The 20,034-nt window shown below is 36.0% G+C and carries 4 protein-coding genes; all 4 read left to right on the top strand.

Going from position 1 to position 20,034, the window contains the following annotated elements; genetic code table 11:
- Nucleotides 1–32 precede the first annotated feature (32 nt).
- The 4 genes from T344_RS0125415 to panD all read left to right on the top strand — a co-directional run bounded on the left by T344_RS0125415 (nucleotide 33) and on the right by panD (nucleotide 20,030).
- Complete coding sequence (locus tag T344_RS0125415; RefSeq protein WP_027631043.1) at nucleotides 33–10,385, top strand: non-ribosomal peptide synthetase; 10,353 nt, start codon at nucleotides 33–35, stop codon at nucleotides 10,383–10,385.
- A 217-nt stretch (nucleotides 10,386–10,602) separates the two neighbouring features.
- Nucleotides 10,603–13,092 carry an ABC transporter permease gene (locus tag T344_RS0125410; RefSeq protein ID WP_027631042.1) on the top strand — a complete coding sequence of 830 codons (2,490 nt, stop codon included), beginning with the start codon at nucleotides 10,603–10,605 and terminating at the stop codon, nucleotides 13,090–13,092.
- Between the two features lie 25 nt (nucleotides 13,093–13,117).
- Nucleotides 13,118–19,618 carry a non-ribosomal peptide synthetase gene (locus T344_RS0125405; protein ID WP_027631041.1) on the top strand — a complete coding sequence of 2,167 codons (6,501 nt, stop codon included), beginning with the start codon at nucleotides 13,118–13,120 and terminating at the stop codon, nucleotides 19,616–19,618.
- Between the two features lie 46 nt (nucleotides 19,619–19,664).
- Nucleotides 19,665–20,030 carry an aspartate 1-decarboxylase gene (gene panD, locus T344_RS0125400; RefSeq protein WP_027631040.1) on the top strand — a complete coding sequence of 122 codons (366 nt, stop codon included), beginning with the start codon at nucleotides 19,665–19,667 and terminating at the stop codon, nucleotides 20,028–20,030.
- The last annotated feature ends 4 nt before the right edge of the window (nucleotides 20,031–20,034 follow it).

Genomic DNA, 20,034 nt, shown 5'->3' with positions numbered 1-20,034 from the left:
GTTAAAAGTAATAGTATTAGGAGAATTCGTATATGGATAGATATACACAGAATATATTATATTCAGCAAGTGAATTGGTAAAAGAAAAAGAATACTGGCTGAAAAAACTCGAAGGAATTGATGAGTTTAGCACATTCAATGCCAATAATTTCAGACATCAGGGTCATAATATTACAAGTGATAGGTTAAGCTATAAAATTCCTGTTAATATCGTTCAGAGAACTATGTCGATTGCCAAGGAATCTAAATATGGAGCTTTTGTTATTTTTGTATGTGGGGTAATGGTTCTTGTGAACAGGTATACTGGTAAAAATGATATACTTTTTGCAATGCCCGCATTCAAATCTAAAAAGAATATCAAACAGATTAATAGTTTTCTCCCCCTAAGATTTAATATAAATGAAGAAACAAGTTTTAGAGATTCTATTTTGGAAGTAAAGAATACAATTGTTGAAGCAGATGAAAACAAAAATCTGTCAATTCAGATGGTTATGGAGAGTTTGAACTTCATACAAGAAACAAATGCAACACCTAATATTATTGTTTTAGAGAAAAGTATTCATGACGAGTATTCAATCGAAAACTCAGGAGCCGGCATAATATTTTCGTTTAATATTGGTTCAAATATCGACTTGAATATAGAGTATGATACAAACTCATATAAAAAAAGCAGTATTGACTGCATTGCTAATCAATTTATCGCATTTCTTGCTTCTGCTGTTCAAAATCCTAGTATAAAATTAAATCAAATCAATATTATGTCCGAAATAGAAAAAAACTTGATCTTGGAGCAGTTTAATAATTCAACTAATTCATATGATCGTAAAAAAACTATTGTATCACTATTTCAAAAACAGGTAGGAAAAGTGCCTCAAAACATAGCACTCTGTTTTGAAGGAGAATGTATTACGTATTTTGAACTAAATAAGAGAGCAAATAGAATCGCTTGGTTATTAAAAGAAAAGAATACAGGAACTGAAAGTATAGTAAGTATTGCAATGAAACGTACCACTAATTTGATAGCAGCGATTATAGGTATATTAAAAGCAGGCTGCACGTTTTTACCTATTGATCCCGATTTCCCTAAAGAGCGGATCAAGTTTATGATTGAAGACAGCAAATCCAGACTATTGCTAACTCAAAAAGACCTCATTAATCACGATTTTTTTAGTGGAGAAGTGATAGAGCTTGAGGATAGCAGCCTATATGAAGGAAATAGTTTAAATATAGATATAGATAGTTCCATATCACCAAAATCTCTGGGATATGTGCTGTATACCTCCGGATCTACCGGGAAACCTAAGGGAGTGATGATTGAACTCCAATCAATTACTAATTTTATCAATGGTGTTTCACGAAAGATAGAATTTAAAGAAGGGAAATCCATACTTGCTGTAACAACAGTATCCTTTGATATTTTCATATTGGAGACGTTACTACCATTAGCATTAGGCATGAAAGTGTTCCTGGCTAATGAAGAAGAGCAAAAAAATCCTGAAATGCTGGCCAAGCTTATTTTAGGAAATCTGATTGATATGGTTCAAATGACTCCTTCCAGATTACAAATGTTGATAAACGATGAGCAAGGGTTATCCTGCTTAAGCGGATTAAAAGAGCTAATGGTAGGCGGAGAGGCTTTACCAAGGACACTTTTTAATGAATTGAAGAAACTTCAGAACACAAAGCTATATAATATGTATGGACCGACCGAAACTACAATTTGGTCTGCCATTAAGGATCTAAGAGAAGATGATGAGGTGAATATCGGGAAGCCTATAGACAACACCTATATATATATATTCAGTAGTAATATGGAGTTACTGCCCATTGGTATAGCTGGTGAACTGTATATTGGGGGTGATGGAGTAGCCAGGGGGTATTTAAATTTGCCTGAATTGACCGATGATAAATTTGTATCAAATCCTTTCAGAGAAGGAGAGCGAATGTATCGGACAGGGGATATGGCAAGATGGCTACCCGACGGGAATATTGAGTTCTTGGGAAGAGCGGACCAGCAGGTCAAGATAAGAGGATACAGGATCGAGCTGGAAGAAATAGAGAACATACTTCGTAAGCACCAGCTGATAAAAGAGGCTGTTGTGGTTTTCAGCGAAACGGATGATGGCAGTAGAAGCTTGGTAGCTTTCTTAATAAGCGACAGTGAGACCATTTTAGTAAATATAAGGGATTATCTGGCGGAAGAATTGCCGGAATATATGATACCCTCCTATTTTATGAAGGTGGAAGCAATGCCTTTAACACCTAACGGTAAAATAGACAGAAAAAAACTTTCAGCGATTAAGCCTGTATTTTTGGAAGAACAATATGTAGCTCCAAGGAATGAAATCGAGGAGAGTATGGTTAATATATGGGGAGATGTGCTGAGAAATGAAAAAATAGGTATAAGGGACAATTTCTTTTATGTCGGTGGAGACTCCATAAAAGTTATACAGATTTTAGCACGCATGAACAAGCTTGGTATGAAGCTTAATGTTGAGGATTTTTTTGAGTATAAGACCATAGAGAGACTTAGTTCGCATGTGGTGCTAAATTTAAATGGAACCGACATAAATTCCGAATATTATCTGAGTGACGAATCTGATGAGGGGCAGTATGGTATCTCTTCAGAGGAATATGAAAGCCTGGCAGGAATGTTTGATAGCAACATAGAAAAAATATATCCTTTGTCCCCACTTCAAGAAGGAATTCTCCTTCATTCTGTTCTACACAGAGATTCAACAGCTTATTTCCAGCAATTATCCTTTAATTTAAAGGGTGATTTTAGACTGGAATATCTGGAGAAAACTATTGATATTCTTATACAACGCTATGAACTGTTCAGGACTGCTTTTGCCTATAATGGGTTGACAAGTCCGAGACAGATAGTACTGAGAAATAGAAAAGCGCAGATAGCTTTTGAAGATATATCGCACATGGACGAGCTACAAAGAACTCAATATATGGAAGAGGCAAAAGATAATGATAAGAAGAGGGAGTTTGACCTTACTAAGGAAATACTGATCAGGTTTTTGGTATTTAAAACAGATAATGATTCTCATGTTGTAGTGTTTAGCCATCATCATATTATAATGGACGGTTGGTCAACCAATATAATTATTGGTGAATTTTTTGAGATATATAACTCAATTAAGCTGGGTATCTCAACCGATTTAAAGAAAATATCCCCGTACAGCCAGTTCATCCATTGGCTGTACGGACAGAACAAGGATGAGGCGCTGAAGTACTGGGAGGATTACCTGAATGGTTATGAACAGCAGGTATCACTCCCTGGCTATAGAAAGGGTGAAACGGGCCAGGAATATGTACAAAAGGAAGTGGAGTTCTCAATTGGAGAAGAACTGACAACAGGGCTTCGTGAAATTGCAAGAAGACACCAGACCACAACAAGCAATATCTTTAACACAATATGGGGTATCCTTCTAGGTTATTACAATAACACTCAGGATGTGACGTTCGGAGCAGTAGTGTCAGGGAGACCCCCTGAACTTAATGGCATCGAAAGCATGGCCGGATTATTCATAAACACCATACCTGTGAGAATCAGAATGGATGAATCAAGACTGACTTTTACTAAGTTGCTGGAGAGGGTACAGCATGATGCTGTTGGAAGTATGAAGAACAGCTATTTCTCGTTGGCAGAGATACAGTCGAGGACTCAGCTGAAGGACAAGCTGATTGAGCATGTTATTATCTACTTGAATCTGCCGGAACAGAACGCTGAATCAGGAAGCGGGCAAGAGTCTGACTTTTGGGTAGATAGTTTCGATATGTACGAGCAGACAATGTACGATTTGAGTGTCAAAGTCTTTCCTGGTAGGAATCTGCAAGTAAAGCTGATATACAATTCCTCAGCGTTTGATGGGGAGCAAATTGCAAACCTACCTGAACATTTCATTCGAATCTTAAGGCAGGTAACCTGTAATACAAATATAGCGGTTAGTAAGATAAATATTTTGACTGATGAGGAGATTGATAGAAATCTCAGCTTTAATAACAGCTTCAGGGAATACCAGAAGGAGAAAACTATATACCAGCTTTTCCAGGAGCAAGTGAAGCTGACGCCTGACAAGACAGCGATAGAGTTCGAAAATGAACATATAACCTATAGAGAACTTAACACTTTGGCTAACAAGCTAGCAAGAAGCCTTAGAGAGAAAGGAGTTAAAGCTGGAACGATTGTTGCCATACTGATGGATAGAAAGCCGGAGTTCATAATAGGAATTTTGGCTGTCCTGAAGGCAGGCGGTGCGTACCTGCCTATAGACTCTAAATATCCCCGTGAAAGGATAAAGTACATTCTTTCGGACAGCCAAAGTTTTATAATATTGACCAATAGAGATATAGATTCAGACCTCGGATTTGATAGGGAAATACTCTGGATAAATTCGAAAGAACTTTATAAAACCAACGGCTCAAATCTGAGTGTTATTAACTCTTCGTCCGATCCGGCATGTATAATTTACACTTCGGGGGTCACTGGCAATCCCAAAGGAATTGTACTCAACCATTACGGCATAACCAATCACGCTTTTACGAAAATAAATTTACTGGGGTTGGATGAAAAAAGTGTCCTGAGTCATAATCTCAGCATCAATTTTGTAGCATCAATCTGGTTAGCTTTAGCACCGATAATTATTGGCGGCAAGGTGGTTCTCTACCCTGAGGGTGTTATGGAGAATCCATACAAGCTTTTCAAGAGAGTGGATAATGATGGTGTGACGGTACTTGAATTAATTCCTTCATTCTTGGCTGGTTATATGGACTTTATAACATCTTTTGGAGATGAGAAGCTTAAGTTGGAAAACTTAAAGAAAATAGTGCTGACAGGTGAAGAAGTGCGGCCCCAAGTTGTAAATAGTTTCTATACAGAGTATGAGAATATAGAACTGTTCAATGCATATGGACAGAGTGAATGTTCAGATGACACTTTGCACTACAGAATACCGTTCAATACCCGAACAACCAAGGTCCCTATTGGAAAACCTTCAAATAACACACATGTATACATATTAAATAGTTTCGGACAAATACAGGTTCCTGGGCTCGAAGGGGAGCTATGTATCTCAGGGGATGGAGTATCCAAAGGCTACCTAAATTTACCTGAACTAACTAATGAAAAGTTCATATTGAATCCATTTAAACCATTGGAGATTATGTACAGGACTGGAGATTTAGCAAGATGGCTGCCTGATGGTAATGTTGAATTTTTAGGTAGAATAGACCAGCAGGTCAAAATAAGGGGATATAGAATAGAGCTGAAAGAAGTGGAATCCGTACTCCGTACACATGAATTAATTGAAGAAGCCATAGTCATGGCGAAGGCGGATTACAACAACGATAAATGCTTGGTGGCTTATCTGGTATGCAGCGGTGATGCGGATTTGGCCAATATAAGAGAATACCTGGCAAGTAGATTGCCAGATTATATGATACCTTTATACTACATTAAAGTTGAATCCATACCACTAACTTTGAGCGGAAAAGTAGACAGAAACGCGTTATTAGAGATGAAGGCTGTTTATTTAACTCAGGAATATGTGGCTCCTAGAAACGAGATTGAAGAAAAACTGGTAGATATATGGAAAGAAGTGCTGGGACTTGATACAGTGGGTATACGAGATAACTTTTTTAATGTGGGAGGGGACTCTATTAAGATTATACAGATTTTAGCACGCATGAACAAATTGGGGATGGTGCTGAATTTCGAAGATGTATTTGAATACAAGACCATAGAACAACTCAGCTCTCATGTTAGTCTGAGTCCAAAAGAGATTATGGAGGGGTACCTGGAAGGCAATATACCTTTAGTTCCTTTACATAGTTGGATAATTAATTCCAAAGTTCTGGAAAGAGGTTCTTATGCCTATATTATTATGTTTTGTTCCACAGGCAGGCTAGATGAACGTCACATTGAAATGGTATGTGATAAACTTATTGAGCATCATGATGCTTTAAGAATTTCATGTGAAATTGAAGATGGAATATCACTTTATAATAGAGGAATGGAAGCTAATCTATATAATTTAGTGACATATGATATAAGAGGGGTCGAAGATTACTCAAACGAGGTCCAAAAGATTATTAAAGAACTTTCAACTCAGGAAGAAGTGCTCAGAGTAGTACAAGTTAATTTACTGAAAACCGATGAGTGCGATTATCTATTGTTTGGTGTAAATTCATTAGTGGTAGATAGAGTATCCTGTGAAATATTGTACGAGGATATTTCAACCCTTTATAAGCAAATTATTAATAACGAAGAAATGAGTTTGGGACCAAAGACCGGCTCTTTCAAAGAGTGGTCGGAAAGGGTTCAAGCATACACAAAGGATGATGAATTATATAGAGAAATTGAGTATTGGGAAAATATCGAGGCTCTGGATACAGTTAGATTACCTAAGGACGAGTTGTTTAATGAATATCAGCATGAGGAAAATGAAACATACCAGCTGCTCTTGCCAAAGGAAGAGACTGAAAAATTATTGAATGATGTAAACAGAGCGTATAATACTAAAGGTGAAGACATCCTTCTGGCTGCTCTGGGCCTGACAATTAAAAATAATCTGAACATTGATAAAATGGTGATTGACATAATCTCTAACGCTAGAGAGGGAGCCGTTGAAAATCTTGATGTTTCAAGGACAGTGGGGTGTTTTGAATCAATACATCCATTTTTATTAGATATATCTGTATCAAATAGCATCTCAGACCAAATCAAGAGTGTAAAAGAGAGCAATAGAAGATTGCCTAAACGCGGTATTGGGTACAATATTTTAAAGAATATTGTTGACAATGAAGGCAGGAAAAGTATAGAGACTAACCGGATTGCTGATATATCCTTCAGCTACCTTGGGGAGTTTGGCGGAGATGAAGATTTATTAAAGTATGATGGTTTATCATCTCAATATATTTGTTCAATACCAGGTATGTTCCTAGAAAGATCACATGTACTTGATATTATATTTATGGTAATAAATAAAAAGTTGACGATAAATATTGTTTACAACAGAAAAGATTACAACGAGACAATGATAGCCATTATGGTTGAGAGTTTTAAGAGTAATCTGTATACAGTTATAAATCACTGCATGAACAGGAAAGTAGTTGAAGCAACACCTTCTGATTATGGCGAATACGAGATGTCTATATATGAATTTGGGAGCATATTGAAAAAGTATGATGGTAGAATTGAAAAGATATATCCATTATCTCCGTCACAAGAGGGTATCCTTTTACATTCTATAGCGCATAAGAGTTCAAATGCGTATTTCCAACAGCTATCCTTTGTATTAAACGGAGAATTCGATTCAGAATTACTGGAAAGAAGCTACAATAGGCTTTTGGATAGATATGAATTATTCAGAACTGTTTTCGTATATAGTCAGGTTAAAAACCCAAGGCAGATTGTTTTAAAGCATAGGAATTCAAACATATTTTTTAATGACATATCCGATATGGATGAAAGCCAAAGGATTGAACATGTTGAAAAATGGAAGGAAGCAGATAAGCGTAATGGTTTTGACTTGACTTCCGACATACTTATGAGGATTTCAGTGTTCAAAACGAGTGAAAATTCGTTTATTGTTGTTTGGAGTTTCCATCATGTTATTATGGATGGATGGTCTACCAATATAATTATAGATGAATTCCTCAATATTTATAATTCTTTGAAAGGTAATAAACAAGTAGAAGCGGGAGTGGTTTATCCATATAGTAATTTTATAGAGTGGCTGCAAAGACAGAATAAAACCAAAGCTTTAGAGTACTGGGAAGATTATTTTAACGGTTATGAGCAGCAGGTGTCGTTACCCCGAATAAATAATTACATTAACGCGAAAAAAGACATACAGAAGGAATTCACATTCTCATTTGGTATGGATCTGACGAAAGAATTTATAGCTATCTCCAGGATGCATCAAGTTACAATTAGTAATTTATTCAATGCTGTATGGGCTATACTTCTTGCAAGCTACAATAATACAAGAGATGTGGCATTCGGCATAGTGGTATCTGGTAGGCCGCCTGAATTAGCAGGGGTTGAGCAAATGGTAGGGCTATTTATCAATACTATTCCTGTTAGAGTTAGGATGACGGATGACGCACTAACTTTTAAAAGTTTGCTGGAGTGCATACAAAATGAGTCAATAACCAATATAAGGAATAGTTACTTTCCTCTGGCTGAAATTCAATCCAGAACAGAACTGAAAGAAAAGCTGATAGAACATATAATTATTCATTTGAACCTGCCGGAACAAGAAGCATCCGGGCAGGAAGTACAGGATATAGACTTCTCGGTAGATGGTTTCGAAATGTATGAGCAAACAATGTATGATCTGAATGTAAAAGTCATTCAGGACAAGGACTTGACTGTAAAGCTGGTTTATAACCCAACAGTATACAATGAGGAGTTAATGAGGAACCTGCCCGAGCATTTTAAGAATATTATCAAGCAGATAGTATGGAATGTTGATATACCTGTAAATAGAATTGATATATTGACTGATGACGAGAGAAGGCAGATACTTTCTGAATTTAACGATACCTATGTTGATTGTAACATAACGAAAACCATTAATGAGCTTTTCCAGGAACAGGTGAAAAGGTCGCCTGATAAAATAGCTCTAGTAATAGAAGGTAAGCAAAAAACTTATAGAGAATTAAATATTATGTCTAACAAGCTAGCAAGGAGCTTAAGAGAAAAAGGGGTAACCGGGGGAACCATTGTCGGAGTACTATTGGAGAGGTCATACGAACTTGTTGTGGCAATACTTGCAATTCTTAAGGCAGGAGCTGGATATCTTCCTTTAGACTCAAAATATCCACATGAAAGAATAGAATATATGCTTCAGGATAGTAAAGCACATATTTTATTGACAAATACAGTTCTGTATTCTGAGTTTAAATTCGATAGGGAAATATTGGATATTAATGATGAACAACTATATATACCCCATGGTTCAAATCTGAAAAGTGAAAACTCTTTTTTCCATCCGGCATGTATTATTTACACTTCCGGAACCACGGGAAATCCTAAAGGAGTTGTGTTGAATCACAAAGGGATAATTAATCACGCTTATACAAAGATAAAAGTACTAGGAATAAATGATCAGAGTATCTTGTCCCATAATCTTAGTATTAATTTCGTTGCTTCAATTTGGCTGGTTTTTGCACCTTTATTTACAGGAGCAAAGCTTATAATGTATCCCGAGAAATTAATACAAAATTCATATATGCTGCTTAAAAGGATAAATGACGATAATGTCACTATACTGGAATTGATTCCATCGTTCATGGCTGGATATCTCGATTTTATAAGATCACGAAGTGATTCTAAACTTGATCTCCTAAATTTAAAGAAGATTGTATTAACCGGAGAAGAGGTGAAGGCGCAGATAGTCAATAATTTTTTCAGCGAGTACAGTGATATTGAACTATATAATGCATATGGACAAAGTGAGTGTTCTGATGACACACTGCACTATAAGATTCCATATAACCTTGAGACAGCAATTGTTCCAATCGGGAAACCTTCAAACAATACATATGTATATATATTAAATAAATTCGGGCAACTTCAGGTCCCATGGATGGAAGGAGAACTCTATATTGGGGGAGCGGGATTAGCTACAGGGTACTTGGACAAGCCTGAACTGACAGATGAGAAATTTATTCCAAATCCCTTCAAACATGGAGAAAGAATGTACAGAACCGGAGATATGGCGAAATGGTCACAAGATGGGAATGTAGAATTTCTGGGAAGATTAGATCACGAGGTAAAAATAAGGGGATACAGGATAGAGCTTGGGGAAATAGAGGAGCAACTAACAAAGATTCAAGGAATTAATGAAGCAGTAGTTGTACCTGTAGAAAATGATGACAACAAATATTTGTGTGCTTATATTGTTTCTGATATTGAACTCAAAAACTCCCAGATTAAGGCAACATTATCCAGGAAGTTACCTTTTTATATGATACCTTTAGAGTATATCAGGATTGATAAAATTCCACTTAACAATAACGGTAAGCTTGACTATAAATCGTTGCCGTCGGCTAAAATTTGCGAAAATGATGAAGATGACAATCTGTCAACACTTGAAATTGACAGCATCGAATATAAATTAATAGGCATTCTTATGGATACTTTAAAAATAGTAGTCCCCAGTAGTGGGGCGATATTAGATAGTTTGTTGGAATCTCTGGGTATCAACTCGATGACGTTTATAAAGATGATAGTGACAATAGAATCAACGTTCGGGATAGAATTTGAAGACAATGAATTGGATTACACCAAGTATCCAAATTTAAACAGTCTAGCTGAATATGTCAGGAAAAGGCAGAATGTGGATGAGAAGGGTGTTTTAAACTAATAGATAAACATTTCGTAAAAAGAGGAAAGATGTGTAATAGTTCTTGTTAACAGCCCAGTTACATATTATGATATTGCTACGTTAATTACAGGGGTATATAGCGCAATTGTTTCAACAATTATTTTAGTTAAAGTCTGTAAAAGAAAAAATAATAGAGTTTAATTGCACAAAGGACTAAGTTCTATTAAATAGTTAAAAAATCGGGGTGATGGTACAGTTGAAATTGGTTATTAAATTGGCATTTAAAAATATAATCAGCAATAAGCTTTTTGCGCTACTTATATTGTTTTCTATAACCATAGCCTCTTCTTTGTTTTTTTCATCTATCTCTATTTCAGATACTATTATAAAGATGCAAACCGAAAGATGGAGATACGATTATGGATATACAGATATAATCATACATAAAAACTGGGATTCTCCATCGCCTTTTTTTAATTTAGGTGGTGCTGAAATGTATAATGGGTACATGGAATATCTGGTTGGAGAAATTAATGGATATGCAACCTATACCTATAATAAAGAAAAAAAAGGCATAGAGATTAAGGGCATAGATATTGACGATTTGAATAAAATTACGCCGATAAGTATTGATAAACAAGCAGACCTTTACCCTTTCGAAGGCAGAAAAATAGTTATCAGTAATTTTATGGCAAAGAAGTATAACTTGAAGTTAGAAGACAAAATAGATTTAAATATTAACGGAGCATTATACAGGTTTAAGATTTGCGGCATATCAAAGCAGGAAGGGCCTTTTATTACGGATGGGGAGAGTACAACTGCAGTTATTCCCTCATTCACCGCAAGTGTAATATACAATGAAAAGGGCAAGGTAAATCTCGCTTATATAAAACTGAAAGACGCTTCAGTAAAAGATAGCATGATAAATCTTTTAAGAGATAAATATAATCGTTATACAGTAGAGGAACCTTTTTCAGATAAGGAGATAAAAAGTCAGAACACAAAGGTATCTACACCGTTTATCATACTAACGCTTATTCTGACCATTATGAGTATTTATATTATTTCCTCTACATTTAATATAATAATATATGAAAGAATGCCTGTACTAGGAACTCTAAGGAGTATCGGTGCAACAAATAAAAAAATTATTTTGACGCTATTTCTTGAAAGTCTTATATATGGGTTCATCGGAGGAATACTCTCATCAGGATTGGGGATTGGTATACTTTACATAATGTCAATTTATACTGCACCGGCAACTGTTGATGGATTTAAAGCGACAGCCTCCATTAACCCGATATATCTCTTAATGTCTATGACAATGGCTATTCTTATCAGTGTCATAGGTCTGATAGTACCTATTATGAAAGTTTCGAGAATATCTATAAAGAATATAGTTCTTGGAATTGAAAAGACTAAAAAGGAAGGAAAATTAGTGTTTAGCATAATAGGAATAATTCTTTTTATAGGTTCACTCACAGCACCATTCTTTATTCAGCGAGAATCTGCTTTGATATTGGATACTCTGTGCTTACTGGCAGCAATCGTTGGTTCAGCGTTAACCATACCAATTGTCTGCAGGGCAGTATGCAATGTCTTTCAGTACATATATCGTATTACTTTTGGCAATGAAGGCATTATTGCCTTAAATAACTTGAAAAGTAACAAATACATTATAAGCTGTTTAAGATTGTTGACAATGGGGACTTCGATATTGTTTTTAGTTAATACTTTAAGTCATAGTGCAAGTCTGGAACTGGTAAATTATTACGACAACGTCAAATATGACATCTACATGTCAATACAGAAAGCTGATATGGCATTGTTTAAATCCATCGAAAACTATGACGGTATTAGTGATGCTTATGGTATGTATTCTGTAGGCAATGTAGATTTGCTTAACCTGAACAGCGCTATTACAGTTACCCAGGGGATTAATAGTGATAAATTTCTTGATTACTTTGATATTGATATCAAGGGAGATAAAAAAGCCATAATAAATGAGCTTGGAGCCGAAAGAAATATTTTGCTGACAACGAGGGTTAGAGATAAATTTGATTTGAAGATAGGAGATACACTATTACTGGGGGCGTTTGGAAGAAGGTATGATTATAAAGTTATCGGATTTTTTTACAGTATTAATGCAAACGGCAGTTATGCATTGATTTCTGAAAAAAACTTTAAAAATGATATAAGATTAAGAAATTTTGAACCCATATACATAAAAACAGATAAAAATCCTGATGAGGAAGTGCAAATTTTAAAAGAAAAGTTTGCATATCTTCAACCATATTTGATTACAAAAGAACAGCAAAAAGAGATGAATATAATAAGTAACAGGCAGCTTTATTCAGTAGGAAAAGGTTTTACGGTATTGACCCTGATATTAGGGGTAATCGGAGTTTTCAATAATTTAATGCTCAATTTCTTACGACGAAAAAAACACCTGGCGGTCATGCGTTCACTGGGTATGAGTAAAAGTCAAATGATAAAGATGATAATTCTGGAATCGCTGACTGGAGGAGTAGTTGGAGGTAGTATAGGTGCGATGACAGGAGTTGTGCTTGTGAATACCGGACAATTATTATTGGACGCAATCGAGCTTCCGGTAAATATCCATTATTCTTTGCTATTTGTATTAATGTGTGTTGTTTGCGGTCTTGTAACAACAATTATTGCCTCTGTGGTTCCGGCTATTAAAGCTTCAAAAATGAATATTGTTGAACTCCTTAAGAATGAATAATAAATGAGATGGTGAGGTGTTAGTTATGGAGAGCTTGAGAGCCAGATTCCAAGAGTCTACTTTGGTAAATGTAATGAAGGAAAAAATAAAATCAGAGGGAAAAGGGATAAGATTTATAGAAAGAGAGAATGAAGAAGATTTTATCTCTTACATGGATTTTTGCAAAGAGGCTCTATTTGTACTTTATTATCTGCAAAATCAAGGTATAGGGAGGAGCGATGAACTAATATTACAAGTAGATGATAATAAAAGATTTTTAACAATATTTTGGGCTTGTCTTCTTGGAGGTATTATTCCCGTACCATTAACTGTAGCGGGAACTGAGGAGGGAAAGCTAAAAGTAATAAATGTTTGGAAAACATTACATAACCCTAGAATTGTAACAAATTTAAAGAATTTATGTACTCTCGAAGAGTATGCAGCAGAAAGGAATGGTGAATTATCAAACATTATTAGGAAAAATTTTATTCTTGAAGATGACCTGTTTGATAATGTAACTAATGAGGGAAAAGTCTGTGAGGTCAATTCGGATGATATTGCGTTTATTCAGTTTACATCAGGATCCACAGGTGAACCAAAAGGTGTTGTATTAACCCATTCAAATCTTTTACACAATATTCTTGCAAGTATTGATTGCGGAAAAATTACCAAAAGTGATTCAATGATTACATGGATGCCTTTAACTCATGATATGGGGCTAATAGGGTTTCATTTATTGCCCCTGATTCTTGATATAAACCAATACTTAATACCTACCAAGTCATTTATCAGAAATCCCATGTTATGGCTAAATAAAGTATGTGAGCATAAAGTCACTTTATTGTCATCTCCGAATTTCGGATATAACTACTTCCTTTCCGGGTTTAATTCTGAAGCTGCCAAAGGTTGGGATTTATCCCACGTCAGATTGATTTTCAACGGTGCTGAACCGATATCCGCTAAGCTGTGCAATGACTTTCTTGCTGAAATGGAAATATATGGTCTGAAGCGAAATGCTATGTATACTGTTTACGGGATGGCTGAAGCAAGCTTGGTAATCTCCTTTCCTCCTTGTGAAAAGGAATTTGAGGTAATCTCATTGGATAGGAACAATCTCCATATAGGTGAGAAGGTTATAGATATTGCTGATAATGCTGACTCTTGTGTGCAATTTGTAAATGTAGGCTATCCGGTGACAGACTGCAGTGTACGTATTTGTGATGAAAAAAATATTTTGTTAGGGGATAACCGGATAGGACATATTCAGATCAAAGGTAAGAATGTCACCAGCAGGTATTATAACAATCAAGTTGCAACCCAAAAGGCTTATACATTAGACGGATGGCTCAGGACGGGAGATCTTGGTTTCATTAGAAACGGAATGGTTGTAATAACCGGCAGATACAAGGATATCTTATTTATAAATGGACAGAATTATTATCCGCATGATTTGGAAAGAATAATCGAGGAAATGGATGTTGTCAGCAAGGGGGGAGTTGCAGCCTGTGGTGTATATAATAATAAAGCCCAAAAAGAAGAAATTGGGTTATTCGTTTTATATAAAAAAAAGATAGAAGATTTTATCCATATATATAAAGGACTAAATAATATAATTAACAAAAAGTTGGGCATAAATGTAAGTAATATTATACCTATAAAAAGGATGCCAAAAACCACCAGCGGCAAAATTCAAAGATATAAATTAACGGACATGTATCAAAATGGAAAGTTTGATGATGTTGTCCAAAAGCTGAGAGAACTTATTGCTGTTGACCAGAATACAGATATTGCTGATGAGCCGTCAAACGCTATTGCGCAGGGAATATATGAAATATGTCAAGAATCATTAAAGATTGACAGGTTTGGAATTCATGATAATTTAATAGAATTGGGAATTGGTTCCATAGAGTCAATGCAAATAGTTGCAAAAATAAATGATGAATTCGGCTGTAATATCAGTATGAATGACTTCATAAATGACTGTACAGTATTCAAGCTTTCTAAATTAATTGGCAAAAGTAATGTTACAAAGGAAAGATATATATATCAAATTAAGCCGGATTTAGAAAAACTTTATCATCCATTTCCATTAACTGATATTCAGGCAGCTTATCTCCTTGGTAGAGATGAAATTTATGAAATTGGTGGAGTGTCAACGCACTTTTATTTCGAACTGGAATCGCTGCTTGATATGGAAAGGTTAAACAAAAGCCTTAACAATGTACTGGAAGGAAATCCTATGTTAAGAGCTGTAATCTTAAAGGACGGGACACAGAAAATATTAGAAAGTGTGCCGGAATACAAAATTAATGTTACCAACGTCAGTCGACTCAATCCCACTGAAATTGGACAGGCTATTTTAAAGCAAAGAAATGAAATGTCACACTCCGTTTTTGAAACACATATATGGCCTTTGTTTGAAATAAAAGCTTTAAAAATTCCTGGAGACAGGCATTATTTATTTTTTAGTTTTGATATGCTGGTTATGGATGGGGCAAGTATTCAAATTTTTGCGCGTGAGCTCATGACATACTACAATAGCCAGGTCCTGGAACCGAAAAGTATCCGTTATTCTTTCAGGGATTATGTTTTGGCCCTTGGTAAACTAAAAGAAAGTCAAACTTATAAACGTTCAAAAGATTATTGGATGGATAAACTGGAACAATTCCCTCCTGCACCAGTTCTTCCAATGATCCGAACATCTGAAAAGATTTCAGAACCCAGATTTAACCGGGTTGAAAAAATTATTGAAAAAGATAGGTGGCAGATACTCAAACAAAAAGCACAAGAGAACGGTATAACTGTTTCAGCTTTATTATGTACAGCCTATGCAACGGTTTTATCTTACTGGAGCGGTCAGGATACTTTTGCGATAAACCTGACCACCTTCAACCGAATTCCATTTCATAAGGATGTATATAAAATCATCGGAGATTTTACTTCAGTTGTATTATTGGGCTTGGATTTTGCAAATAAGACAGCATTTATGGAAAGAGCAAAATACTTACAGACAGTGATGTTCGAAGCACTTGAAAATAGATATTTTGATGGAGTGCAATTTATAAGGGAAATTGCAAGACGGAATGATTTTGAAACCAGGGCGGTTATGCCAATAATATTTACAAGCATGATTTTGGGTGATGAGAGTTACTCATGGTCAGAGCTTGGGGAGATAAAAATGGGTATTTCCCAGACATCTCAGGTATATCTGGATAACCAGGTGGTTGATATGGACGGAAGGTTACGGATAACGTGGGATTTTGTGGAGGATATTTTTGATAACGATATTATTGAGTGTATGTTTGATCAGTATACAGGCATTTTAGAAAACCTGGCTGCCGGGAACGAATATATCTCCTTGAAGCCTGACGATTCCCATAAAAAAACAATTGATCACTATAATGAAACAAAAGAGGTAATTATTCTGGACACACTTCAGGAGCTATTTAGGCGACAGGCGGCTAAGACGCCCTTTAATACCGCTGTAATATGTGACGATGAATACATAACATACAATGAACTGGATATTGAATCTGATCGGGTGGCAACTTATCTCAGAAGTAATGGTATTGGAGTAAATGACCTGGTAGGAGTTTATACAAAACGTTGTACCCGTACCATAATAAATATTCTAGGAGTACTAAAGGCCGGGGCGGCTTACGTGCCGATTGATATGGATTATCCTGATGAACGCAAAAGGTATATTATAGAGAACAGCAATTGTAAGACAGTCCTTGAACCGGAAAGGATTCCAGAATATGTGGAATCATCAGCTGTTGGATTTTTAAATAATATTGATGGCAGTATTAATGACATTGCATATGTGATATATACCTCGGGCAGTACTGGTAAACCCAAGGGTGTTGTAATAAAGCATGCTGCCGTAGCAAATACAATTATTGATATAAACCGAAAATTCGGGGTTAATGAAAAGGACAGAATAGCGGGTATATCATCAATGTGTTTTGATTTATCGGTTTATGATATTTTCGGAACGTTAACTGCAGGTGCAACTCTTGTTCTTGTTAAAGATCATAGAGATGTAAATGATTTGTATAATACTCTTGTTGCTAAAAGGGTAACGATATGGAACTCAGTTCCGGCGATAATGTCCATATTGATGGATAATACAGGAGATAGGTTGAAGAATGCATCTTTAAGACTTGTATTATTAAGTGGTGATTGGATTCCCGTTAACTTACCAGCGAGAATAAAAAATTACATGCCGGATACTAAAGTGATTAGCCTTGGCGGGGCCACAGAAGCTTCCATCTGGTCTATTTACTACCCTATAAAGGAAATCGATGAGAAATGGACCAGTATACCTTACGGGATACCCCTTTCGAATCAGAAAATATACGTGTTAAATAACGAGAAGACCCATTGCCCACTGGAGGTTCCGGGAGAGATTTACATAGGTGGGGTTGGTGTTGCTGAATGTTACGTAAATGATCCTGTAAAGACAGAAAAGGCTTTTATACATCATCTGGAATATGGCAGACTATACAGAACCGGCGATTTCGGTGTACTGCATAAAGAAGGGTATATAGAGTTCCTTGGAAGAAGAGACAGCCAGCTTAAAATCAGAGGTTACAGGATCGAATTGGGAGAAATAGAAAGTTCACTTCTGGAATACGGTACACTGAACAGCGCTGTTGTTATCGATAGAATTGACGAAAGTGGCAATAAGTTTTTATGTGCCTACATTACCTCTAATGAAGAAATAAAACCAGATAAGCTTAGAAGTTTCTTATCGGATAAGTTGCCTCATTACATGATTCCAACGTACTTTATACAACTTGAAGAGTTGCCGTTAAACTCAAACGGAAAAATTGACAGGAAAAGGATGCCGGAACCTGTTATAGGTCTTGAGAAACGGGAAAGAAAAGCTCCGGTTCCACCGAGAAATAAAACAGAAGAGGCTCTTGTTGCTGTTTGGACAGAAACATTAGGTGCCGATGAAATAGGCATTGAGGATAACTTCTTTGAATTGGGCGGCGATTCTATTAAAGCTATCCAGATTTCGGCTAGACTTCAAAAGTATCAATTTCTGATGGAAGTCAGGGATATATTAAGATATCAGACCATAAAAACCCTAAGCGAGCATGTTAGAGAAGCGGAAATTCAAATCAGTCAGGAACAGGTGACCGGAGACATAAAATTAAGTCCGGCACAAAAATGGTTTTTTTCAAAAGTATTTACTGATATTCACCATTGGAATTTAGCAGTCTCACTTTCCGCGAGAAACGGATTTGATGAGCAGATAATTCTTGATGTGTTCAATAAAATTGTCGAACACCACGATGCGTTAAGGATTACCTTCGATGTGCAGGAGGGCTGTGTTTCACAGCACAATTTATCTTATATTCCTGGAATGGTGAGCTTACATATTTTTGATTTCAGACAAAGCGAAAATTACGAACAATTAATGGCAGATGAAACCAAAAGGCTTCATGGCGAGGTTGATCTGTCTAAGGGTCCGTTGTTCAAGCTTGGTCTTTTTAAAACAACCAAGGAAGATTATCTGGTAATAATTATTCACCACTTGATTATTGATGGTATTTCATTAAGGATCATTCTTGAGGACTTCTATCTGGGATATCAGCAAGCTGCAAACAAACAGCAGATTATATTTCAGAAGAAGACTCATTCTTTTAAATACTGGGTGGAAAGAGTCCATGAATATGCCCAAAGTGAGGAATTGTTATCCGAGACCGAGTTTTGGTCAGGTGTTGAAAGGGATGGTGCAGCGTCCATTTATTGTAACTGCTGCAGAAATGGCATAGCAAGAGATGGCGATAGTGTTTCCATTACGCTTAACAAAGATGATACTAATAAACTTTTGATAGAAGTGAATAAGGCATACAACACAGAAATAACCGAGATTCTCCTTGCCGCTCTTGGACTTGCAATCAAGGAATGGAGCGGACGGAATACCGTACCGGTCAGTGTGGAAGGTCATGGCAGGGAGGGTATTCTTCAGGATATCAATATAACGAGAACCGTCGGATGGTTTACAGCCATATATCCCGTAATTCTGAATGTGGAAAGAAGCGACGATTTGGCATACGTTATAAAGAATGTGAAGGAAAAAGTGAGGCATGTACCTAGAAAAGGAACCGGTTATGGCATTCTTAAGTATATGGCCGGGCTCCAAAATAACAAAAATGTTGGATCATTCATGGAGCCTGAAATTGGGTTTAATTATCTGGGGCAGTTTGATGAAGGTTCCGGAAATGAAATATTCAACCTTTTAAAATTTGATCTGAAATCCTTCTTCAGCGAGAACTCCGAACGTATTTACAAGTTGGATATAATTGGTGTGACTTTAAATAAAGAACTACATATTATTATCAATTATAACAAAATCGATATTGAAAGGGAGGAGATTGAAAAGTTAATACAAAGCTATTATAGAAATTTGCAAAGATTAATGGACCATTGTGGAAATTTAGAAACCAATATCCTGATGCCTTCGGATGTGGGAGACAAACAGCTGACGGTTGAAGAACTGGAGTTCATACTGGATGCAATAAAGGATATATAAAGTATGGTTTTTATTAATATTATAAAAAATTAGTGAGGTTAGAATAATGTTCAGAGAAATGTTAAAATCGAAAATTCATCGTGCGGTTGTAACCGAGGCAAATCTTAATTATGTGGGTTCTATAACAATTGATGAGGATTTAATGGAAAATGCAGATATTATTGAAAACGAAAAAGTTTTGGTAGTTGATATAAATAATGGTTTACGTTTTGAAACTTATGTTATACCGGGCAAAAGGGGTTCGGGAATTATCTGTCTGAATGGAGCAGCGGCGAGGATGGTTCAGGTTGAGGACAAGGTAATTATTATTTCATTTGCACTTCTGAATGAGGATGAACTGAAGGATCATAAACCTACACTGGTATATGTAGGAGAGAAAAATGAAATAAAGGAGATTCAAAACAAAAGATAACAAC

Origin of the sequence: Ruminiclostridium cellobioparum DSM 1351 = ATCC 15832, assembly GCF_000621505.1 — a bacterium.
In the GTDB taxonomy this organism is placed as follows: Bacteria; Bacillota; Clostridia; order Acetivibrionales; family DSM-1351; genus Ruminiclostridium; species Ruminiclostridium cellobioparum.
This window is presented reverse-complemented; position numbering and strand designations above follow the sequence as displayed.

What these genes read in the sequence shown, in the direction of transcription:
- T344_RS0125415 (WP_027631043.1), top strand. Translation starts at nt 33, where the DNA reads ATGGATAGATATACACAGAATATATTATATTCAGCAAGTGAATTGGTA.
- T344_RS0125405 (WP_027631041.1), top strand. Translation starts at nt 13,118, where the DNA reads ATGGAGAGCTTGAGAGCCAGATTCCAAGAGTCTACTTTGGTAAATGTA.
- panD (WP_027631040.1), top strand. Translation starts at nt 19,665, where the DNA reads ATGTTCAGAGAAATGTTAAAATCGAAAATTCATCGTGCGGTTGTAACC.